Below are 21,829 nucleotides of genomic sequence, written 5' to 3'. Positions count from 1 at the left end.
AACATATAGGGAACATAAAAAGTGTGTGAAGTCTTCATAAGGCTAAGGTGTTATACGTAAATCCATTTAAAAAGTAATAGATTATGTCAAAAATAACAAGAAAAATTGAAATAATCCCAGATATAGACGGGATAACTCATGAAGAGTCAAATAAGAAATGTTATAATACATTTTATAAATTTGACCGAAAACTATACAAGGTGGCAAATCTCCTTGTAAGTCAATTGTATGGATTAGACAATCTATTATCTTTAATGAGATTACAGAATGATGAATATGTAAAATGCCAGTCCAAGTTGTCTTTCAAGTTCATAACAGACGCAACTAAGGAAGAAATTAAAAAACGTATGCAGGAAATTGATGCAGAACTTGTCTCTATGAAGAATGATATTGCTCCAAAGCATCCACAAACATATTCATATCGTGCAGTAACAAGTAGCGAATATGCAAAAGATATTCCTTCGGATATTTTGAATAATCTCAAACAGGATGTTTATCAGCACTTTAATGAGAATAAGAAAGAACAAATACGAGGAGAAAGAAGTTTGGCTACTTATAAAAAAGGTATGCCAATTCCCTTTAGTTTCGAAAAGAGACATGTTATTATATGTGATGGTGACAATTACTATTTGCCTTGGTTTGAGGATACTCGCTTCAGGCTAAACTTTGGACGCGATCGTAGTAACAATCGTGCTATCATAGATAATTGTATAAAGACAAAGAAGTACAAGCTATGTGCAGCTGCAAAAATTCAGCTCAAAGAAAGAAAACTGTTTTTACTTATAACGGTTGATATTCCTAAAGCGGAAAGCGTACCTGTGAAAGGTAAAGTTATGGGCGTAGATCTTGGTGTTGTAAATCCTGCTTATGTGGCAGTTAATAATGGGCCCGAGAGAAGTCGCATAGGTAATGGTGAAGCCTTTCAAAAGCAACGTGATGTCTTTCGTAGAAGATTTCGAGAATTACAACGTTCCCAACTTACGCAAGGTGGGCATGGGAGAAAGCACAAGACCAAAGCGACTGAAATTCTTAGGGGAAAAGAAAGAAACTGGGTACAGACTGAGAATCACCGTATAAGCCGAGAAATAGTCAATTTGGCATCTCATTGGAAAGTTGAGACCATACAAATGGAAAGCCTGAAAGAATTTGGGAAAAATCAAGAGGGAGAAGTTGAGAATAACCACAAACGCCTTCTTGGTCGTTGGTCTTACTTTGAGCTTCAGAAAGACATAGAATACAAGGCTGCAATGGCTGGTATCAAGGTACAATATGTAAATCCTGCATATACCAGCCAAACTTGTCATGTCTGTGGTCAACGAGGAAACAGAATAGAACGAGATACTTTTATTTGTACTAACCCAGAATGTACTTGTTACAACCAAGAGCAGGATGCAGATATGAATGCTGCTATAAATATCGCAAAGTCAAACGATGTGATAAAGTAATCGTACTTTATCTTACTCAAAAAGAAAAGCTGAAGCAATGGATATAGATGAAAGAAAAGAAGAGCGTGAAAAGTTTCAATCAGAAAACTTGTTGTCGATAATTAGGAAAGAAATTTATCCTGATGTATACACCTTTCCTAAAAGGGAAAAGAAAGACAGACCTGATATTGTTCTTGCGATTTGTGAAAAAAGAATAGGAATAGAGGTAACAGAATGTTATCCTTCCAATTACATAAGTAAAGAAGATAAAAATAAGGGAAAGAAACCACTTTGTAAGAAGAAAAACTATAAGTGGTTAATGAAAGAATGTGAGAAATTCAAGAAAAATCCATATTTCGTAAACTTGACAAAAGACCAATGTTATAGAGTACAAATCTTTACAACGGATGCAGTATACCAAGGTAAGCATTATGATGATTTTCAAAATGAATTGATAGAGCATATTGAGGCTATACGTTATAAAAGATACCCAATAAGTACGAAACTCATTCGTCAAATCAAAGTTAAGACTTCTTCTCCCTATAGTTATGTGGATTGTTTTCATACATCTAGTCCTTGGCCAGTAAAATGGAAAGATATTCTAAGGGAAATAGAGAAAAAGGAGAAGCAGTCTGTAGAATATGAGCATACAGATGAATTGTGGCTAAATATTTATATTCCATGGGTAGAAAACATCGTATCTAATCAAATAAATATAGAAGGTGCAGACTTATCTGCTATTAGAGAAAGATTAAAGCAATCAAGATTTCAAAGAATATATCTTTCTTCTTTTAGAGAACAAGATACGTTTGTATTGAAAACTAATAATGGAAAAGATATGTTAGATGAAGAGCATTGCTTTTCAATTACAGCCAAGTAATCAAAGATGTATTTACCGATGGTCAGATTCCTAACAACCTGGCTATGCGCCTCAACGTTTAGAACGTGCCAGTCTTCGGTATCAAGCTCGAGGACAGCGAGTGATATTATCAAATAATCCCTGCTGTAGGAAAGGCTTCCTATGGCAGGGATTTTTTATTTGAACAAAAAAGTAGTGAAAACTTAGGCTGTTTCAAAATAAAGCCGTAACTTTGCACATGTAAACTGGTTAAATTTCATTGCATGATGAAACAGCAAGTAAAACAAGTACCATACGGAGTATCTGATTTTGCCACGGTGATGAGTCAGAATCTATATTATGTCGATAAGACGATTTTTTTGCCAGAGCTGGAGAAGCAGCCTCGCAATCTCTTCTTCATCCGTCCCCGTCGTTATGGAAAAAGCCTGTTTCTCAGTATGCTCTACTCTTACTATGACTGTAATCAGAAGGAGAGTTTCGAAAAACTCTTCGGTAATTTGTGGATAGGCCAGCACCTTACATCCCTGCAAGGAATTTACCAGGTTCTGTTCTTGGGTGATCTACCAGTTCATGACTGGTAACCTAAATGAAGTAGGTACACGTAATGTTGATGTAATAAAAAATAATGAGAAATGAGGTGTTCTTGTGAATTTTAACACAGATAATCTTGATTATAATGGCTCGTATGAGTCTGATTTAGCAAAGTTAACATAAAATAATTGCTTATCTCGCTAATAATCAGTATTTTTGCGCATAATCTTTTAAAGAATCAAAACAACTAAGAATATGGCTAGAGCAACAGGTTCAATCAATTATTTGGAGCATCGCACGCCCTTGAAGGACGAAAGCGGTAAGTATCAGATACATCCGATGTTCGTGAAACAGGATATCGTTGACAGGGAGAAGATGGAAAAGCGTGTTCGCGATCATTGTGCGATGAACGTTTCGTCCTTTATCTCCGCATTGGAAACGCTGGAGGATGAAACGCTTTACGCCTTGGCTGAGGGCAACGAGGTGAGGGTAGGCGATATGTTTATTGTCAAGCCAAAGCTGGGGATGGTGAAGCATAAGGACAAGAATGGAATCGAATGGAAAAGGACTTATCATGAGGGGGATCTGATTCCAGCCAATGAGGTGGATATCTGCGGCTTGGAAATTCAGCCCACGAAGGAGTTTCTGGAAAGACTGAAGCGCCACTCTAATGGTTGCAGCCGACAGTATTGGAGTGTGAAATCTACTCCAAAAGAGGCGGATAAGGAGTTTGCTGATATTGTAGAGATTTGTCAGCAGCAGGGTTATATCACGGTGAAGGATATGATTCGTGAATTCGGTGTTACCCGCTATCATGCCAATAAGGTGTTGAATGATCTCTGTGAGGAACCGGCTGCCAGAATGTATGCTACCAAGGAAGGTCCTATAACGCTCTATCGTTTGTGGAAGAAGGAGTAACTAAGACGTAGTTGTTGAAACGGCTCTTTAGGTTGACGGAATCGTTTCCTTAACTTGAATGAAGCGTCTCCTTAACTTGAATGAAGCGTCTCTTCTCGTTGAAGGATACGTCTCCGAGAGTTAAAAGAAGCGTTTCCTGGAGTCAGAACTAGCGTCTTTTAGAGTACAAGCATAAACCTTCTCAGACATTGCCACTAGGCTCAGCAGCTCTGCCGAGCCTAGTCAGCAGGTCTGCTGACTGCAGTCAGCACCTCTGCTGAGCCTAGTGACAACACCTTTTAGTCGTACAACTATACCCTCTTTAGTTGTACAACTATACACTTTTTAGTTGTACAATCGTAAAATGATGATACTTCTATGATATATTGGGTGCTCTCATTCAATCCAAACATACAGCATCTTCCTTTTTATAACGTTCGTTTGCTTTTGTTCTATTTCAACGAACGAAATGAGGAAAAGCAGCTTCTCCTAATTCTGGCTCATATTCAAAACCTTCGTAACTGAAGCCTGCCAGTTCCTCTGGAGTAAGAAGCTGATTATTCAGAATATATCTCACCATGGCTCCACGGCAAGATTTAGCCCATACAGCCTGCATCTTCAATCTGCCGTCTTTCTGGCGGACATAAAAGAGTGGCTGAATGATCTTTATCTCTTTACATACTCTCTTCCAATCGAACAGATGTTCATATTCCTCTGTAGAAAGATGGATGAGTATACCATCATCAGCTTTCACACTATCGATGAGAACATCTGTCAGTTTGTCTTTCCAGAACTGATTGATAGGCTTGTCGTTTGTAGCTTCGAGCGATACGCAATGCTCCATACGATAAGGTACGATGCCATCCAACGGTCGAAGCAATCCATAAAGGAAGCAGGTAATCCAGAGATGTTTCTGGGCATACTCTAACGACTCCTCGCTCAAAGAACTGGCACGCAAATGTTTGTATGCCTGACCATTGTAAGCCAGGATAGCAGGCATCTTTTCAGTTGCCATAAAATCATGATATCGCTTCCAGTTCGTCATTGCAATCTTGCTGCTGCAATCCAGTTGCTTAGCCAATTCCTCTACATTCATCATTGCCATTTCTTTGGCCAAGTCATTGGCAACTGATTGGAATAGTGGCACGGAGATAGGCTTCCTGTCTGCCTTCTCAAACATGATTTTGGCATTTGCCAATAATATCTGCATAATAATCAATCTTTTGAATTGTACTTGCAAAGATAAGAAAAAATCAATATACAATGCTAAATAGCCAAGAAAAATCCCATAAAATTAAAATTTTTTATAAAACGAGCATTATATAGTACTTTTTCTTGTGTAATCTATAAATATTTGTTACCTTTGCCCCATGAAAACATTATTAGACGTTCATACACATACAATAGCATCAGGTCATGCCTTCAGCAGTTTGCAGGAAATGACCTTGACAGCAAAGGAGAAAGGGTTGGATATCTTGGGAATCACAGAGCACGGTCCCAATATCCCGGGTACCTGTGATCCTATCTATTTCAGAAACCTTCATTGTGTTCCACGCCAGCTCTATGGAATCAAACTGATGCTTGGAGCAGAACTCAACATTCTCAATACGAAGGGAGATATCGATCTCGATGAGGATTACTGGCGTATGCTGGATATCCGAATAGCAGGCATCCATAGCCTTTGCTGGCAGGGAGGAAGTAAGGAGGAGAATACGCAGGGTGTCATCAATGCCATGCGCAATCCCTTCGTGCAGATTATCTCTCATCCCGGCGATGGTACGGCAGAACTGGATTTCGAGGAACTCATGAAAGTTTCCAGGGAGACGCATACCTTGCTTGAAATCAACAACCATTCTATGGCTCCTATTCGCCACAAGACTGTGGCTGCTCCCAATAATCTGGAACTGCTGGAACTTGCCAAGAAGTATGAAACTCCAGTCATCTTCGGAAGTGATGCCCACTTCTCTACGATGATTGCCGACTACAGCAACATTATGCCACTGGTAGAAAAAGCAGAGTTCCCGGATGAGCTGGTTCTCAACTATCAGCCAGAGAAATTCATGGCTTACCTCAAGCCAACCCCTGAGAAATAGGAAAATTTAGTTTCACATTTCAATTTACACGACTATGATTATAGAAGAAATCATCAAGTATAATGAAAACTTCGTAGCCAGTAAGGCTTACGAAAAGTATCTTACGAGTAAATATCCAGACAAGAAACTTGCCATTCTTTCCTGTATGGACACCCGCCTCACTGAGCTTCTGCCAGCAGCTTTGGGCCTGAAGAACGGAGATGCCAAACTCATCAAGAACGCCGGTGGACTGGTTATCAGTCCTTTCGACTCAGCCATGCGTAGTCTCCTTGTAGCCATCTACGAATTGGGTGTAGAGGAAATCATGGTCATCGCCCACTCCAACTGCGGTGCATGCCACATGAACGGACAGCAGATGAAGAAATTGATGCTCAAACGTGGCATCCATCAGAATGTTATCGATACCATCGGGCTTTGCGGCATCGACCTCGACCATTGGCTGGAGGGATTCCACGACACAGAGGATTCTGTAAGGAATACCATCAATACGATCCGTACACACCCTCTCGTACCAAAAGACGTCAATCTTCATGGCTATATTATTGACTCACAGACGGGCAAACTGACAGAAGTAAAATAGAATAAAGGTATTATTTTACACTAGTGTCCCGTTAAAACGAGACGATTATTAAATAAGTTATTAATACTCAAAAGTTTACGGACTTTTTATAGTGTATTCGATTTGATTTTGTATCTTTGCACGCATATTTAAAATACGTGTGCGATGAACAAAGGCAAAACTATATTCTCTCAGATTATGTCACTTATACCAGAACGTGATTTCAAAACTTGTGTAGACCGTTATAAGGGAAACTACAGAGCAAGAGACTTCTCTTGCAAAGACCAATTCCTAGTAATGAGCTATGCTCAATTAACAGGTCGTGATAGTCTTCGAGATATAGAAAACTGCCTTACGGCACTCTCCAGCAAACTTTACCATTGTGGTATTAGTTATGCTGTACCACGTAATACTCTAGCAAAAGCTAACGAGAAGCGAGATTGGCATATCTATAAAGATTTTGCAGACGTTCTTTTGAAAAAAGTACGTCCTCTTTATGTCAAAGACAAGTTCAGATTAGACCTAGACAACATGGTATATGCTTTTGATAGCAGTACTATAAGTCTGTGTCTCAAATTATGTCCTTGGGCAAAGTATCACAAAAACAAAGGTGGCATCAAAATGCACACATTAGTCGATTTGCGAGGAAATCTTCCAGTCTCAGTTTATTTGACTTCTGCATCAGTTAATGATGTAAAAGCTCTTGATGATCTCTACATAGAACCTTCTGCTATCTATTTGATGGACAGAGGATATGTAGATTTCAACAGACTCTTCAAGTTGATAACTAAGAAGAATGCATTCTTTGTTACTAGGGCAAAAGATAACATGCTTTTTGAAGTTGTATCAGAAGCCGAAGTTGACAAGAGTACTGGTATCATTTCTGATGAACGTATCAAATTAACAGGACTACATACTGCCAAATGGTATCCTGAAGAACTTAGAATGATAACCTATGAGGACTATGCAACAAGTAAGGTGTATAGGTTTCTCACAAACAACATGGAATATGAAGCGCTTACCATATCTGAATTATATAGGGAAAGATGGAACGTGGAACTTTACTTTAAATGGATTAAGCAACACCTTCACATCAAATCCTTTTATGGAACTTCCGAGAATGCCATATATCTGCAAATCTGGATTGCCATATGCACATACTTGCTTTTAGCTTATGCAAAGAAAGTGATGCACATAGATCAATCGCTACACACTATTTCAAAGAACGTGGGTCTATTCCTTACGGACAAGACTCCTTTAAATGAATTGTTTAACAAAGCTGTTCCAACAGAAGAGACGGAGGATTGGCTATATCCTAGCCTTTTCAGGCCCGATGATTTCTAAACGGGACAGCAGTGATTATTTTAATTAAAATACATAACAGCAGTTTGTTGTACTTTCACCTTCCCTCTATGATGCTCTTTTCAAGAAAGTAGCTTTCGTTACAGCCCCCACATATCATTCAGCATACTGATAGCTGATTCCGAGCGGAAGACATGATTGCGGAAGGTGATGATGCCTTCAAGAGCAAGATGGTCTTCGAAGGAATTGACCAGGAAATCTGCTTCGAGCAGAATGCGGTGGTCGAGGCTGGTTACATCCTTATAAGTATGATGATGGGCAATGAGCCAGCAGATTCTTTCTATCTGTGTGGCTGTGAATCCATCTACTTCTGACAGTACTTTTCTTGCCTCGCCAGGACCCAGTTCTTCCTGATGCTTGCCATTGCAGTTGCCGTATCTGGCTTCTGAAACGTGAATGCCTACATCGTGAAGAATGGCTGCTGCTTCGAGCACGAAGAGGTCTTCTCCGGTCATTCCTTCTGCTATTGCAATCATACGGGCAAAATCGTGTACCTTCACGAAATGCTGGATGCGTGGCGCATCGCCACCATCGTATTTTATCATCGCCCTCATCAGATTGGCGAGTATCAATTCCTTGTTTGTCATCATTTTATGTTTTAACCAATAAAAAGAATACTAATCGAAGAGTTTCTTCCAAATCCACAATACCGCTATGGCGCCAATGACGCAGAAGACGAAGTTGGTAAGATAACCCTTGCCAAACAGTTCTATGTTCAGCAGATTGCTGATGATGGCGCCGGCATAACTGCCCACAATACCTATGAATAGGTTCATACAACATCCTTTGCCTTCGCCGCTCATGATGCGGTTGGCAATATAGCCAATGAAAATTCCCGTAAGGATTGGCCACGCTGTGAAATCTGCAATGTGTTCTAACATACTCTTTTGATTTTATTTTTTCTTGTTATCTGAGCTTTCTGATAACTCTTGCCGGATTTCCCACAGCCATGGAGTCATCAGGAATATCCTTGACCACTACGCTGCCGGCACCGATTACGCAGCGGTTGCCGATGGTTACTCCAGGGCAGACGATGACTCCTGCGCCCAGCCAGCAATCCTCGCCAATGGTGATGGGGAAGCCTGTTTCTACTGGCTTGCGTCGTTCCATATAATTGATGGGGTGGTTAGGGGTTACCAGCTGGCAGTTCGGACCTATCAGGGTGCGGTTGCCGATGGTAATCCAGCCTTCATCGAGCATCGTGGCGCCATAGTTGATGAATACATTCTCACCCACCTTGATGCCGTGACCATGGTCGCAGTGGAAGGGTGGACAGATGGTGGCTGAAGCTGGAATGCCAGGAATCAGTTCTTCGATAATGGTTCGATAGTCTTCATCAAACAGGGTTAGCGTCTGCAGGCGGCAGCAGAGACGGTTGGCGTGCTCTATGCTTTTCATGCCTTCCTTGTTGCTGAAATCATAGAGCTCGCTGTTTCTCATTTTTTCAAATTCTGTCATCTTTGTTCTCTATTGATGGATGTAATCCAGAATCTGCTCTGCATGAATCTTGGTTTTGATCTCCTTTGGAGTGAAGATCTTTTCGATGACGCCTTCTTCGTTGACGAGATAGGTGGTGCGGAGGATGCCGATGGTCTTTCTGCCGCAGGTTACCTTCTCGCCCCAACAGCCGAGTTCCTGCAGTAGGGTGGTTTCGGTATCTGCGATAAGAGGGAACTGCAAACCCTTGGTTTCGGCAAACTTCTTCTGCAGAGCTTGCTTGTCCTTGCTCACGCCGATAATCTCATAACCGGCTGCTGCCAGCTCCTCCTTATGTGCCTGCAGGGAGCAGGCTTCGGCAGTGCATCCGCTGGTGTTAGCCTTCGGATAACTGTAGAGCACAATCTTGCGACCACGGTAGTCGCTTGCCTTTATCTCACGTCCGTCCTGGTCAATGCCAAGAATCTCTGGTATTTTATCTCCTACATTCATAATTCTATATTTATTTATTATATGTCTTGTTATGATGCAAAGATAATAAAAATAATGCGAACCGATGTGATTCTTATGATTTTTAACACAAATAATCGTTGTTTATCTTTCTACCTGGAAGTTTAAACGAATCTTTCTTTTGGATAAAAAAAAGAAAAATATAGGGAGGATATTTGGTAATATGCTGATATTTACTTACTTTTGTGTGATGAACGTTCATGGTATGAAACAGGGAGCGTGATACTAAACAGGTAAAAAAAAAGAAAATGAAGAAGATATTTTTGTTTATATTATTCTGTCTTTCCGTATGCAGCATGTCGGCTTACGACTTTCTGCGAGCTGTGAAAGATGAGATTCCGGGAGGTTACAACTTCTGGGTTTATACGCCGGTAGATTATTTCTATTCGCAAGAGCAGACACCGGTCATCATCTTTCTGCATGGAGCCAGTCTTTGTGGAAGAAATCTGAATAAGGTGAGAAGATACGGACCGCTTGATGCCATCGTCAAGGGGCGCGATATCGATGCGCTGACCATCGTTCCGCAGAATCCGGGAGGAGCCTGGAATCCGAAGAAAATCATGGATATGCTCGACTGGGTGAAGAAGAATTACCCATGCGATTCTAATAGGGTTTATGTCTTGGGCATGAGTTTGGGCGGTTATGGCACCATGGATGTCTGCGCCACTTATCCCGACAGAATAGCTGCCGGCATGGCGCTGTGTGGCGGCTGTTCGTATAAGGATGTGAGCGGATTGGGCGATTTGCCTTTCTGGATTATCCATGGCACAGCAGATAGGGCAGTACCGGTCAAGCAATCGAAGGTGGTGGTAGATAAACTTGAAAAGGATGGCAAGGATACCCGATTGATATACGACTGGTGGAAGGGTGCCAATCACGGTACTCCTGCCCGCGTGTTTTATCTGAAGAAAACCTATCAGTGGCTCTTCTCACACAGCCTTTCAGATAAGGACAGACCCGTGAACCGCAACATCAGTATTACGATGAGTGATCTGGGCAGAGCATATGGTGATGTGAACAGAAATGCCCCTCAGCCTGAACTCATCGATGGTCCGAGTGTGATCAAGCAAGAGGGAAATGAATATTAAGGAATCAGGTGAACAGTTCTGCTACCTTCTCCAGCCAATTCTTATCAATATCATCGAAGGTGCTGAGGTGTTCGCTGTCAATATCCAGTACGGCGATTACCTCACCATTCCTGATAACAGGCACTACTATCTCTGAACGGGAGGCACTGCTACAGGCGATGTGACCTGGAAATTTCTCTACATCTTCTACCACGATGGTCTCCGCTTTATCCCAAGCCGTTCCGCAAACACCCTTGCCCCTTTTGATGCGGGTGCAGGCCAGCGGTCCCTGGAAAGGACCCAGCACAAGAGTTCCGTCGATGACCCGGTAGAAGCCCACCCACCAGAAGTGGAAGGTGTCCATGATGCATGCTGAAATATTCGCCATATTGGCGATGATGTCGTTTTCGCCCTCTATGAGCGACTTAAGCTGAGGGAGGAGGGTAGCGTAAAGTTCCTCCTTCGTTTCTCCTTTTATAATAAGATGTTCTGCCATGATGTCTTTTTATTTGATTAAATTCCTTTATGCGAATGATTTTTATGCCTTGCAAAGATACTGTTTTTTCTAAAATTAGGGGCTTAGAATGGGTTAAATCTTCTAAAATTAGGGGCTAAGAATGAATCAAACCTTCTAAAAATAGGGGCTAAAAATAGATTAGCCTGACTTAAACAAGATATTTTTCAGGTCTTTTTCTAAGTTATCTGGCGTTTTTTTATTAATTTTGCAATCGAAATCATAAAAACAAACTATAATGAATACAAAAACTATTTTAATGGCTATGACTTGCCTTTGTGCATTCAACAGCCTTCAGGGAAATGCTCAGGTAGCAGGAGAAAATACTTTGGTTGCTACTGCGATTGAGCAGCGAAGAGTCACTCTTCGTGACAGTATATTGAATCATATTTCCGGTGCAAAGATTGCTGAGAAATCATTGCAGATCAAGAATTTCGGAGCCAGGAACGATGGAAAGACCGATTGCCGTGCTGCCTTTGCCAAAGCCATCAAGAAGGCTTCGGTGATGAAGGGTGCCAAGATTGTGGTGCCTGCGGGTACCTATTATATTAAGGGACCTATCGTACTGGCAAGCAATATCTGTCTGGAACTGCAGAAGGGAGCTACCCTGAAGTTTGCGCCAGAAGAGAAGTACTATCCTATCGTTAATACCAGTTGGGAGGGAACTTTCCTCTACAACTATTCTCCTCTCATCTATGCCTATGGCTGTAAGAATGTTTCTATCATTGGCGAGGGAACCATCGACGGCAACGCTATGACTACCTTTGCCAAGTGGAAGCCTAATCAGAAGAAAGCGCAGCAGTTGAGCCGCAAGATGAATCACGAGGAAGTGCCTGTAAGTGAGCGCAAGTTTGGAGAAGGCTACTGGCTTCGTCCTCAGCTCGTTCAGCTCTACAACTGCCAGGGCATTACCCTGGAAGGCGTGAAGATTATCAATTCTCCTTTCTGGTGCATTCATCTCCTAAAGAGTGAGAATATCATCTGTCGTAATTTGCGATATGATGCCAAGCTTATCAATAACGACGGTCTTGATCCAGAGTGTTCCCGAAACATCCTGATAGAGGGCATTGCTTTTAATAATGGTGACGACAACGTGGCCATCAAGAGCGGACGTGACAATGATGGCTGGAATGCCAAGATGCCATCAGAGAACATCATCATCCGCAACTGTCATTTCAAGGGCTTGCATGCGGTGGTTATCGGCAGCGAAATGTCTTCTGGTGTAAGAAACGTAATCGTAGAGAACTGTGATTATGCTGGCTATTGCAAGCGTGGAATCTTTATCAAGACCAATCCTGATCGTGGCGGTTTTGTGGAGAATGTATTTGTAAAAAACTGTACGTTTGGTGATGTGGAGGATCTCTTCTACGTAACCAGCCGTTATGCAGGTGAGGGACAGACAAACCATCATTTCTCTACCGTGAAGAATATCTTCGTGGATGGTTTGAAGTGTAACAACGTGAGTGCTGCAGCCTTGGTTTTGCAGGGTACAGAGGCTAAGCCTGTTACTAATGTTTCATTCGACAAGATTGAAGTAAAAAATGCTAAGACAGGCATCAGCTTCGAGAATGTGCTGGGTGTGAACATGGGTGAATGCAGCATAGGCGGCAAGGTGGGAACTCCTACCCAGGATACTCCAAAGGATAAAGTTTTCGAAAGAAATAACAAGTAAGTTATTTGTTTTTCAATCTTTTTTTGTACTTTTGCATCATCAATTTAAATGAAGAAAATCCAGTTTTTTAAATGAAGTAAGAAAATGGCTGATAAAGATATGAAATGGAAGACGCTCTCGCAGAAATATCTGATAGAGAAGCCATGGCTCACGGCACGAGTGGATAAGGTGGAATTGCCTACGGGAGCCATTATCGATGAATATTACGTGCTGGAATATCCTGATTGGGTGAACACCATCGCCATTACGAAGGAGGGAGAGTTCGTATTTGTGCGCCAGTATCGCTATGCGATAGGTAAGACGGTGAATGAACTCTGCGCAGGAGTGATAGAGAAGGGCGAAGACCCGATGGTTGCTGCCAAGCGAGAGCTGATGGAAGAGACTGGATTCGGTGGCGGAAACTGGCAGAAGTGGATGACGATTTCTGCCAACCCAAGTACGCATACCAATCTTACCCATTGCTATCTGGCTACGGATGTGGAGCGTATGGATGTTCAGCATCTTGACCAGGCTGAGGATATCGAGATTCGCCTCTTCTCCAGGGATGAAGTGATGGATATGCTGGAGAAGGGAGAAATCTGGCAAAGCCTGATGGCGGCTCCGCTATGGAAGTATTTTGCGAAAGCAAAGTAAGCTGCAGGGCTTCTTTTATAAAAGCCAAGTAAATATTAGACATTAAACAATAAACATTATAAAGATGGTAATAGATTTCGAAAAGATTGCTGAGGCTCATTTGGAGGGCTTCAAGGGTGGACAGGGTAAACTCGATACTCGTAACTATGTGGATGACAAGGTGAAGATTATGTATTCTACCTTGCGTCCGGGTGCATCAACTGGTCTTCATACTCACGAGGGCAACTGCGAGATTATCTATGTGGTAAGCGGCACTGCTACTTTCCATTATGATGATACCGTAGAAGAGGTTCGACAGGGACAGGTGCATTATTGTCCTATGAACCACGCTCATTATATGGAGAATCTCACAGATCATGATCTGGTGTATCTCGCCATTGTGCCTGAGCATCATTAATATCCCTGGAGTATCAAGGAAAACCATATTATATTCCTCCTGAGGAAAATGAAAAAAGAAAGTCCAACTCGGATGCCTCTCTTATAAAAAGTATAAAAAGGCTCCAAGCTGGACTTTCGTCATTCTTCTCTCTTATATAGCTATAGTCATCTGTTTTTTATCTAAAAGAATATGCTGCTGATTATAGTTTCTCGCAGAACTCGATTTTCTCCTTGTTTGGCCCCTCGATGGTGAAGAACTTTACGCCGTTCTCCCAGAATGGAAGACCATTTACCTGCTGATCCAGCATCTTGAAGGTTCCTGCTTCCTTCACTACCAGGAAGAGATTCTCTATGTTCTTTACATCGATGGCGATGTGGTCGATGGCCCCATATTCCATCTTTGCCTGATGGTTCTGATAGGTCTCGATGATGAGATTGTGGAGCTGGAGAAAGGCTACTTCCTCGGTGCCGTTCACTGTGCGGAGGGCTGTCTCGAAGCCCAAGGCATGATAAAACTCAATGGTCTTGTTGATGTCGTTGGTAGGAATGCCGATGTGCTGCACACCTGTTGTAAAATCTTTGATTTTCATAATGAATCTGTGTTTAGATGATTGTTATGATAAAACTTTTTGTGTATTGAAGATTTAGAAGCGGATGATTTCTGCTCCAATCTGGAAATAGCTCTCGTTGCTCTGCGGATTCCACATGCCCTTGGCATAAACCGGAATGGTGTAGTTGCCGAGCTTGAGGTCGTGGGAGGCTTGCAGCGATACGTGAACGATGCCTGCCGTGGTTCCGAAGAAGTGGGCATCCTCGCCAGCTTTGTTCAGGGCGAAGGCTCCACCTACTCCTGCATCAACCTTCCAGCCATCCTTCTGATAAATAGGATATTCCGCATAGGCGAAGGTGGAATATTTCTGCTTCGTGTTGTCGCTGTTGCGGTCGCGTCCGAAGACTACCGTTGACCAGCTCAGGAGCAGTGGAAACTTCTCGTCCTGAAACCGGTAGCTTAATGTAGCATCGAGGAATCGGCCGGTGGTATGAGCAGAGTAGTTCCAGTATTCCTTATTATTATAGCTGGCGCCAGGGGAGAAGTTGTAGGTGTCCCACAGGGCGAATCCCCAACCGCCAGCCTTCAGATTCAGATAATGGTTAAACTCCTTGTAGGAGCCTTCCGAGTTGCAGCCACCCCAAAGTCCCACGGTAACGTGGTCGTTGGCCATCGTATAGCTCAGGTCGGTGAGGAGGACGATGCCGTCGGAAACTTCCATGCCACGCCACAGATGATTGTTCTGCACGTTGGCTTTCAGATGGAGCTGTGCCTGGGCGTTTCCCAGGCAAGCAGCCATCATCAAAACAATAACTACAATTCTTTTCATGGTTTTACTACAAAATAAACTTTTTGAACCTAACTAACTATGAACCTTATAAACGTTAACTAATTACTTAAACCATATATTACTGATAATTATAATTTGCATATAATTTGGGCAAATAAGGGCTTATCTTGTAAATTCCTTTGGCAAGACCGGCATGGCTCCGTTCTGGGTACAGACGAATGCCGAAACCTTTACTGCCAATTCATGAGCTTCCTTTACGCTCTTACCCTTCAAGATGCTTGCCACGAATGCGCCTGTGAATGAATCACCGGCACCCACTGTGTCTGCCACTTCCACCTTCGGTGTCTCGATAAAAGAAACTTCGCCAGGGGTGAATACATAACTGCCGTTTACGCCGCAGGTAAGAATGAGCATCTTCAGATTGTACTTGCCCAAGAGGAGCCAGCATTTATTCTCCAAGTCGATGCCCGGATAGCCGAAGATGCGGCTTACGGTGATCAATTCCTCGTCGTTGATCTTGAGGATGTTACATCGCTTGATGCTCTCGGTGATAATCTCCTTGGTATAGAAGCCTTGACGGAGATTGATATCGAAGATTTTGAGGATTCCTTCTCCCTCAGGCATGTGGTCGAGGAAGCGGTAGATAGTGTTACGGGAAACCTCATTGCGCTGAGCCAGTGAACCGAAGCAGGCTGCGGTGCAGTTCTTTGCCAAATCCTCCAGGGCTGGGGTGTAAGGAATGTTGTCCCAGGCTGCTCCCTCCTTGATGTCGTAGCAAGGAATGCCGTTGGCATCGAGTGAAACCTGGACGGTGCCTGTAGGGTAGGCTACCTTGTCTATCTGATAGTTGAGATGGTGATCGTTGAGTTCCTTCTCCAGTTCCTTGCCCAACTCATCATCGCCCATTGCGCTGACCGCACAGCTATTGAGTCCGAACTGCGAAACATGGTAAGCAAAGTTGGCTGGAGCGCCACCTAGCTTCTTTCCTTCTGGAAGCACATCGAAGAGTGCCTCGCCGATACCTATCACTGATTGTTTCTTTTCCATTGTCATTTTTACTTTAAGAATGTTAGAGATGTTACTTGATTTCTGTTGCAAAGGTAGCATTTTTCAGCTACCTTCACAAAGAAAAATCATCTAAACTTTCTGCAAACGTTCCCGCAATCGTTTCCAATTTCTGCAATCGTTTGCAGTATGTTTCTTCTCTTCTATCTCTTTACTTCTTCTCTCCAGGTTTCTGTTCGAAATCGATGAGAACCTTCATGCTGGTTTCGCGATGAGTGTCGATAAACTTGTAGGCATCATCGTATTCTTCGAAGGCAAAACGGTTGCTTACGAGTGGCTTGAGGTTGACGATGCCCTTGCTTACGTAATCGATGGCTGTGAGATAATCTTCGTGGCGATACATCATTGAACCGATGAGTCTCAACTCATGCTCGCCCAGATAGAACATGCTGAGGGCTGGGTCCTTGGCAAAGACTGCCACAACCACGATGTCGCTACCTTTCTCGATGGTCTCCATCAGCGAACGGATGGAAACTTCTACACCTGCTACCTCGAAACCTACCTGATAGCCTTCCTCACCGAAAAGTTCCTGGGCTGCCTCCTTCAAGGTCTTCTTGGTGATGTTGAGGGTGTGCTTGATGCCGCATTCGCGAGCCTTAGCCAGGCGGAGGTCGCTTACATCGGTAATGAGTACATTCTTGGCGCCACGAGCAATGCAGAACTGGGCTATGAGGTTGCCGATGGTTCCTGCACCGCTCACTACTACATTCTTACCCTTCACATCGGTGCGGTTGCTGGCATGGGCACCAACGGCTGAAGGCTCAATCATGGCACCGTAGTCAAGGCTCATGCCTTCCGGCAACTTAGCCACGCGGTCGTCATCTACTACAAAGAAATCCTGTGCTGCACCATCTGCCTGGAAAGCCTGAACACGCAGGTGCTCACAAACATTATACTGTCCTCTCTTGCAAGGGTTGCACTTGCCGCAAACCAACTGTGGGCGAGCGGTGATGTGGTCGCCAGGCTTGCAGACGGTAACTTCGCTGCCTACAGCCATAACCACTCCAGAGTACTCATGTCCCTGAACCACTGGGTAGAAGGTGGCTGGGTGAAGACCGTGGTAAGAGTGAATCTCGCTACCGCAGATGCCGATGCGCTTGATGTTGACGAGAACCTGATGAGCAGTTAAGTCTGCTGCCTTTGGTTCTGCTACTTCCTTGAATTCGATATGCTTTGGTTCTACCAATATTGCCTGTCTCATAATTATAATGTTTTGAAATTGTTATTGTTATGTTGGTGGGATGAAAGATCCCGTTTTTTTTTATTTCTTCTTATTCTCCAGATCGGTCATGATCTGCTTGTATTGCTTCTTGTTGAGCTTGTAGAAGCAGAGGCATCCTGCGGTGACGATCCACAAGACTCCCGGAATGGTGCTGAAGGCGTGGTGCATGATGTTCAATACTTCTGGATTCTGCACAGCGTTGCTTACATATCCTGCACTGCCCAGGGCAATGGCGAGAAGCGATGTGCCGAGTGCCATTCCTATCTTGTTGCCCAGCGAGATGAAGGCGTATTGGAATCCGTCGTTTCTGATGCCCGTCTTCCACTCGCCATACTCCACACAGTCGGGGATGATGGCATAGATGGCTGTATTGAAGCCTGAGAAGAAGAACCACGACAAAGCTGAGAACAGATAGAACATGATGGCGCTGCCGTTAGGGCTGAAGAAGTACAGACCTATCATCGTAATACCGGTGAGGAAAGCGAAGATGGCTGCCGTGAAACCCTTGTTGCCCGTTTTTCTGAATACCAGAGGGAAGCAGGCTGCACCTATGATGCTTGGCACGATGATGGCCATGGAATAGTAGGAGAAGAGCGTTGCCGAACCTTCTACATAAGTGAAATAGTAGAGCATGTCGGCGTTGCGTCCGTAGTGGATGAAACCGAAGAGCAACTGTCCTAAGAGGGCGAGCAGATAGGGCTTGTTCTTCATCACGGAGCGTAGCTGCACCTTTAGAGGGAGCTTCTGTCCCACAGGAACTTCTACCACTTCCTTGGTCTTGTGGAAACAGAACAGATGGCAGGCAGCGAAGATGATGCCGTAGAGTACAGCCACAGCCAGATAACCATATTTTGTATCACCTGCGCCAAACCAGCTGATGAGCGGAACGGTTACGATGTTGATTACTCCGATGGCCATCATGGCGCTCACCGAACGGCTGGTGTTGAGCTTGGCTCTCTCATCGATGTCTTGCGTCATGGCTCCGCAGAGTGTGCCGTAAGGCAGGTTCACGCAGGTATATCCCAGTACCAGGATGCAGTAGGTTACTGCCATATAGATAATCTTGGCGGTCTGGCTCCATTCCGGATGTGCCCAGAAGGTGAGTATCAGTACCAGTGCCGTGATAGGAGCTCCGAAGAGCAGCCATGGGCGGAATCGTCCCCATCGGGTGTGGGTCTTGTCGGTAAGTGTGCCGATGATGGGGTCGTTGATGGCATCCCAGAATCGGGAAACAAGCATCAGGGTTGCTACGGCACTCATGCTGATTCCGAACACATCGGTGTAGAAAATCATGAGGAAATTGCCCACGAACATCCAACTGAAGTTGCAGCCCACATCGCCCATACCATAGGCGAGCTTACTGATGAAGGGAACCTTTCCCTGTGAATTGTTCTCTAGCGAAGTGTTCGCTTGAAATTTAGAATCTTGTTCCATATTTCTTTTTTTAGGTTTGATTGTGATACTTAATGTTGTTTATTCTTTGTTTTGTGTAGGAATAGAGCGATTTGAGAAATCGTTTTTCCTTTTCACGTTGCAAAGATAGAACGATTTTGCAGAAGAAACAAGAAAAAAATCGACTCTTTTTTCGCAACCGTTCCCGCAACCGTTCCCATTTTCCGCAACCGTTCCCAAAAAGATTTCTCTGTTTTTTGTTGTTGCTTTCGTGGAAAATAAGTATCTTTGCAGGCACATATAACAAGAAACCAAAAAGAGATATGGCAAAATATGTAACCATCATGGACATTGCAAGGGAGTTGGGGATTTCCAAGTCCACCGTTTCGCGTGCTCTTTCGGGAGATACGGGTAATGTGAAGGCGGAAACCTTGCAGAAGATATTGGCAACTGCCGAGCGGATGGGCTATCATCGCAACGAACTGGCTGTGAACTTTCGCCAGCAGAGTACTCATAACATCGGCATCATCATTCCCGAAATCGTAACAACGTTCTATATGACCTTTATCAATGATGCTCAAGCCATCTTGCGCAAGCAGGGGTATAAGGTAATGATTGCCATCTCTAACGAGAATCCTGAGCAGGAGAGAGAGAACATTCTGATGATGGAGCAGCTGCGTGTGGATGGCATCCTGATGAGTGCATGCGATAAGGAGCATAATGTGGACCTATATAATAAGGTGATAGAAAGGGGCATTCCCATCGTGTTTTTCGATAGAACGGTGGAGAAGGTAAAGGCTTCACAGGTGCACATGGACGATTACATCATGTCGTTTTTCATGGTGGAGACTTTGTTGCGCAAGGGGTATAAGCATATTATTCATATCCCGGGACCTGCTTATATCCGAAACAGCTATGAACGATTGAGGGGCTATCGGGATGCGCTGGAAAAGTTTCATATAGAGTATCAGGCGCAAGATGTCTTGTCGCCAGCATTGTCGGCTGAAGAGGGTAGTTGGGTGATGGAGCGTTTCCTGGAGAAGAATGTGCCCTTTGATGCGGTCTTTGGCTTTACGGAGACTGCTGTTTTGGGAGCCAAGAGTGCTATCCAGAAACGTGGCTTGCGCATTCCGGAGGATGTGGCACTTTGCTGCATGTCTGGCACAGCTCTGGCTACCTTAGTTCATCCTCAGTTGACGGTAGTGGAGCAGCCTATTGAGAAAATGGCGCAGGAAAGTTGCCGACTGCTGCTGGAGCATATTGCCGATGGTTATAGAAGGATAGAGGAAATTGCATTGAGAGGTGAAACAGTGATAAGGGAATCTACTTAATAAAGGTATCGGCTTCAGGAATCTGCATAAAAGAAGCTATTTTCAGAAAACAGTGTAAAAGAAACGGGTGTATCATCTATATTATTGAATGATACACCCGTTTTCTATCTCTTTATTTTAAGCATTTAAGCTTAATCTATCGCCTTATCTTAAGCTTCCTCTTCCTCTTCTTCATTCTCCAGCAAGTCGGTGCCGAGGTGAGTGGTCTGTTCACGCTTTAATCGGTCGCGCACTTCCTTAGGCTTGGTGGCGTAGGTAATCATTCGGATAGAATCGTTATAGCTTACGTACTTCCAGAGCCAGTTGAGCATTACCATTACCTTGTTCTTTACGCCAAGGATGGAGCGGAGGTGAACCACCAGCCACAATACCCAGGCAAAGAAGCCCTGGCTGTGGAACTTGCCAAGCTCTACTACAGCCTTGTGTCTTCCGATGGTAGCCATAGAACCCAGGTTCTTGTAGCGGAAAGGCTTGAGCTGGGAATCAGTGGCTCCCTCGGCAATCTTCTGGATATTCTTAGCCAGAAGTGCTGCCTGCTGAATGGCTACCTGAGCCAACTGTGGGTGACCGCCAGGATAAGCTGGGTCTGTGGTCTGGATACATTGGTCGCCGATGGCGAAGAGACCGTCCATGCCAGGGATGCGGTTGAATTCATCTACCACGATGCGGAAACCACGACCCAGATGGTCGCCATCAATACCCGTGATAGGCTGTGCCTTTACACCTGATACCCAGAGGAAGGTGCGGGTAGGAATCTCCTGACCATCCTTCATCAGTACCTTATGGTCCTTGTAGTCGGTTACCATTTTGCCAAACTGCACATCCACACCCATGCTTGTGAGGAAATCGTATGCTTTCTTGGAAGAGTCCTGTGACATTCCGGCGAGCAGTCTGTCGCCCGCTTCCAGGAGATAGATGTGCATCAGAGAGGAGTCCATATCCGGATAATCGTAAGGAATCACGTAGCGCTTCATTTCAGAGAGGGCTCCGGCTATCTCCACACCTGTGGCACCACCGCCCACAATGACCACGTTCAGGAGTTCCTGTCGCTCCTCTTCTGTGGCACAGGTCAATGCACGCTCCAGGTTACTCAGCACGGCGTTGCGCAATCCCATTGCCTCTGAAACGGTCTTCATCGGAATAGCCCACTTCTCGATGTTGGCATTGCCATAGAAATTGGTAGTGGTTCCTGCTGCGAACACCAGGTAATCGTACTCAATCTTACCGATGGAAGTCTGCAGAATCTTCTTGTCTGGGAATACGGCTCTCGCCTCTGCCATGCGGAAGTAGAAGTTCTTGCGCTTGCGGAAAATCTGGCGGAAAGGGAAGGAGATGGAGCTTGGGTCGATACCTGCTGAGGCTATCTGATAGATAAGCGGAGGGAACTGATGGAAATTGTTCTTATCGATCAACACCACCTGCAGGTTTGAATTGCAGAGGTCTTCTGCCAAACGAAGACCACCGAGTCCGCCACCTACGATAACTACTCTCTTCAACTGATTTCTCTTGATATTAATGCTCATAACTACTGCTGTTTTTACAT

23 protein-coding genes and 1 pseudogene are annotated in these 21,829 nt (G+C 44.1%); 12 read left to right on the top strand and 12 right to left on the bottom strand.

Annotated features, from left to right (window positions below):
- The first annotated feature begins 83 nt into the window (after positions 1-83).
- The 4 genes and pseudogenes from ONT18_RS06920 to ONT18_RS06905 all read left to right on the top strand — a co-directional run bounded on the left by ONT18_RS06920 (position 84) and on the right by ONT18_RS06905 (position 3,732).
- A complete protein-coding gene (locus tag ONT18_RS06920; protein WP_264904637.1) occupies positions 84-1,445 on the top strand; it encodes a transposase in 1,362 nt (453 codons plus the stop codon).
- A 37-nt stretch (positions 1,446-1,482) separates the two neighbouring features.
- A complete protein-coding gene (locus ONT18_RS06915) occupies positions 1,483-2,304 on the top strand; it encodes a hypothetical protein (RefSeq protein ID WP_264904635.1) in 822 nt (273 codons plus the stop codon).
- 245 nt (positions 2,305-2,549) lie between these two features.
- Positions 2,550-2,837, top strand: a pseudogene (locus tag ONT18_RS06910) (AAA family ATPase); the annotation flags it as partial.
- A gap of 232 nt (positions 2,838-3,069) precedes the next feature.
- Entirely contained in the window at positions 3,070-3,732 is a 663-nt protein-coding gene (locus tag ONT18_RS06905; RefSeq protein ID WP_118254053.1) for a hypothetical protein, read from the top strand.
- A gap of 436 nt (positions 3,733-4,168) precedes the next feature.
- Here the strand turns inward: ONT18_RS06905 and ONT18_RS06900 are convergent, their stop codons facing one another.
- Entirely contained in the window at positions 4,169-4,921 is a 753-nt protein-coding gene (locus tag ONT18_RS06900) for a YaaA family protein (RefSeq protein WP_264904633.1), read from the bottom strand.
- A gap of 160 nt (positions 4,922-5,081) precedes the next feature.
- Here ONT18_RS06900 and ONT18_RS06895 point away from each other — a divergent pair, with 160 nt between their 5' ends.
- From ONT18_RS06895 to ONT18_RS06885, 3 genes are all read left to right on the top strand, one after another.
- Entirely contained in the window at positions 5,082-5,804 is a 723-nt protein-coding gene (locus tag ONT18_RS06895) for a phosphatase (RefSeq protein ID WP_153139586.1), read from the top strand.
- 37 nt (positions 5,805-5,841) lie between these two features.
- A complete protein-coding gene (locus ONT18_RS06890; protein ID WP_117587733.1) occupies positions 5,842-6,384 on the top strand; it encodes a beta-class carbonic anhydrase in 543 nt (180 codons plus the stop codon).
- A gap of 144 nt (positions 6,385-6,528) precedes the next feature.
- Entirely contained in the window at positions 6,529-7,707 is a 1,179-nt protein-coding gene (locus ONT18_RS06885; RefSeq protein WP_264904630.1) for an IS4 family transposase, read from the top strand.
- Positions 7,708-7,805: 98 nt separating this feature from the next.
- Here ONT18_RS06885 and ONT18_RS06880 read toward each other — a convergent pair whose 3' ends face one another.
- The 4 genes from ONT18_RS06880 to ONT18_RS06865 are packed head-to-tail and all read right to left on the bottom strand — an operon-like array spanning position 7,806 to position 9,654.
- Positions 7,806-8,315 carry an HD domain-containing protein gene (locus tag ONT18_RS06880; protein ID WP_264904628.1) on the bottom strand — a complete coding sequence of 170 codons (510 nt, stop codon included), beginning with the start codon at positions 8,313-8,315 and terminating at the stop codon, positions 7,806-7,808.
- 27 nt (positions 8,316-8,342) lie between these two features.
- Complete coding sequence (locus ONT18_RS06875) at positions 8,343-8,606, bottom strand: GlsB/YeaQ/YmgE family stress response membrane protein (RefSeq protein WP_022120864.1); 264 nt, start codon at positions 8,604-8,606, stop codon at positions 8,343-8,345.
- Between the two features lie 25 nt (positions 8,607-8,631).
- Complete coding sequence (locus ONT18_RS06870) at positions 8,632-9,183, bottom strand: sugar O-acetyltransferase (protein ID WP_119227872.1); 552 nt, start codon at positions 9,181-9,183, stop codon at positions 8,632-8,634.
- A gap of 9 nt (positions 9,184-9,192) precedes the next feature.
- Entirely contained in the window at positions 9,193-9,654 is a 462-nt protein-coding gene (locus ONT18_RS06865; protein WP_117727864.1) for a peroxiredoxin, read from the bottom strand.
- Positions 9,655-9,920: 266 nt separating this feature from the next.
- Between ONT18_RS06865 and ONT18_RS06860 the strand changes: the two genes are divergently transcribed.
- Positions 9,921-10,760, top strand: coding sequence for a prolyl oligopeptidase family serine peptidase (locus tag ONT18_RS06860; protein WP_264904626.1), 840 nt, complete (start codon positions 9,921-9,923; stop codon positions 10,758-10,760).
- Between the two features lie 4 nt (positions 10,761-10,764).
- On the opposite strand, the gene ONT18_RS06855 is transcribed toward ONT18_RS06860, so the two are convergent.
- On the bottom strand, positions 10,765-11,235 hold the full coding sequence (locus ONT18_RS06855; RefSeq protein ID WP_264904625.1) for a GAF domain-containing protein: 471 nt from the start codon (positions 11,233-11,235) through the stop codon (positions 10,765-10,767).
- A gap of 256 nt (positions 11,236-11,491) precedes the next feature.
- On the opposite strand from ONT18_RS06855, the gene ONT18_RS06850 reads away from it, so the two are divergent.
- The 3 genes from ONT18_RS06850 to ONT18_RS06840 all read left to right on the top strand — a co-directional run bounded on the left by ONT18_RS06850 (position 11,492) and on the right by ONT18_RS06840 (position 13,955).
- Positions 11,492-12,925, top strand: a complete 1,434-nt coding sequence (locus tag ONT18_RS06850; protein ID WP_264904624.1) for a glycoside hydrolase family 28 protein — start codon at positions 11,492-11,494, stop codon at positions 12,923-12,925.
- An 84-nt stretch (positions 12,926-13,009) separates the two neighbouring features.
- Complete coding sequence (locus ONT18_RS06845; RefSeq protein ID WP_153086305.1) at positions 13,010-13,558, top strand: NUDIX hydrolase; 549 nt, start codon at positions 13,010-13,012, stop codon at positions 13,556-13,558.
- 64 nt (positions 13,559-13,622) lie between these two features.
- Entirely contained in the window at positions 13,623-13,955 is a 333-nt protein-coding gene (locus tag ONT18_RS06840; RefSeq protein WP_022122055.1) for a cupin domain-containing protein, read from the top strand.
- Between the two features lie 181 nt (positions 13,956-14,136).
- Here ONT18_RS06840 and ONT18_RS06835 read toward each other — a convergent pair whose 3' ends face one another.
- From ONT18_RS06835 to ONT18_RS06815, 5 genes are all read right to left on the bottom strand, one after another.
- Positions 14,137-14,526, bottom strand: coding sequence for a VOC family protein (locus ONT18_RS06835; RefSeq protein WP_118139134.1), 390 nt, complete (start codon positions 14,524-14,526; stop codon positions 14,137-14,139).
- A 54-nt stretch (positions 14,527-14,580) separates the two neighbouring features.
- Positions 14,581-15,315: a hypothetical protein gene (locus ONT18_RS06830; protein ID WP_264904623.1), complete on the bottom strand. Its 735-nt coding sequence runs from the start codon at positions 15,313-15,315 to the stop codon at positions 14,581-14,583.
- Positions 15,316-15,438: 123 nt separating this feature from the next.
- A complete protein-coding gene (locus tag ONT18_RS06825; protein ID WP_118080829.1) occupies positions 15,439-16,323 on the bottom strand; it encodes a carbohydrate kinase family protein in 885 nt (294 codons plus the stop codon).
- Between the two features lie 169 nt (positions 16,324-16,492).
- On the bottom strand, positions 16,493-17,542 hold the full coding sequence (locus tag ONT18_RS06820) for a zinc-dependent alcohol dehydrogenase (protein ID WP_117692312.1): 1,050 nt from the start codon (positions 17,540-17,542) through the stop codon (positions 16,493-16,495).
- Positions 17,543-17,602: 60 nt separating this feature from the next.
- Positions 17,603-18,997, bottom strand: a complete 1,395-nt coding sequence (locus tag ONT18_RS06815; protein WP_153081181.1) for an MFS transporter — start codon at positions 18,995-18,997, stop codon at positions 17,603-17,605.
- 281 nt (positions 18,998-19,278) lie between these two features.
- Between ONT18_RS06815 and ONT18_RS06810 the strand changes: the two genes are divergently transcribed.
- Positions 19,279-20,286 (top strand): LacI family DNA-binding transcriptional regulator, encoded by a 1,008-nt coding sequence (locus tag ONT18_RS06810; protein ID WP_154480891.1) that lies wholly within the window; start codon positions 19,279-19,281, stop codon positions 20,284-20,286.
- 149 nt (positions 20,287-20,435) lie between these two features.
- Here ONT18_RS06810 and ONT18_RS06805 read toward each other — a convergent pair whose 3' ends face one another.
- Entirely contained in the window at positions 20,436-21,809 is a 1,374-nt protein-coding gene (locus tag ONT18_RS06805) for an NAD(P)/FAD-dependent oxidoreductase (protein WP_119227861.1), read from the bottom strand.
- Between the last annotated feature and the right edge of the window lie 20 nt (positions 21,810-21,829).

The sequence above is a fragment of the Segatella copri genome, assembly GCF_026015295.1.
Lineage (GTDB): Bacteria > Bacteroidota > Bacteroidia > Bacteroidales > Bacteroidaceae > Prevotella > Prevotella copri_C.
Note: the sequence above shows the minus strand (reverse complement) of the source record. Positions and strands in the feature narration are given on the sequence as shown.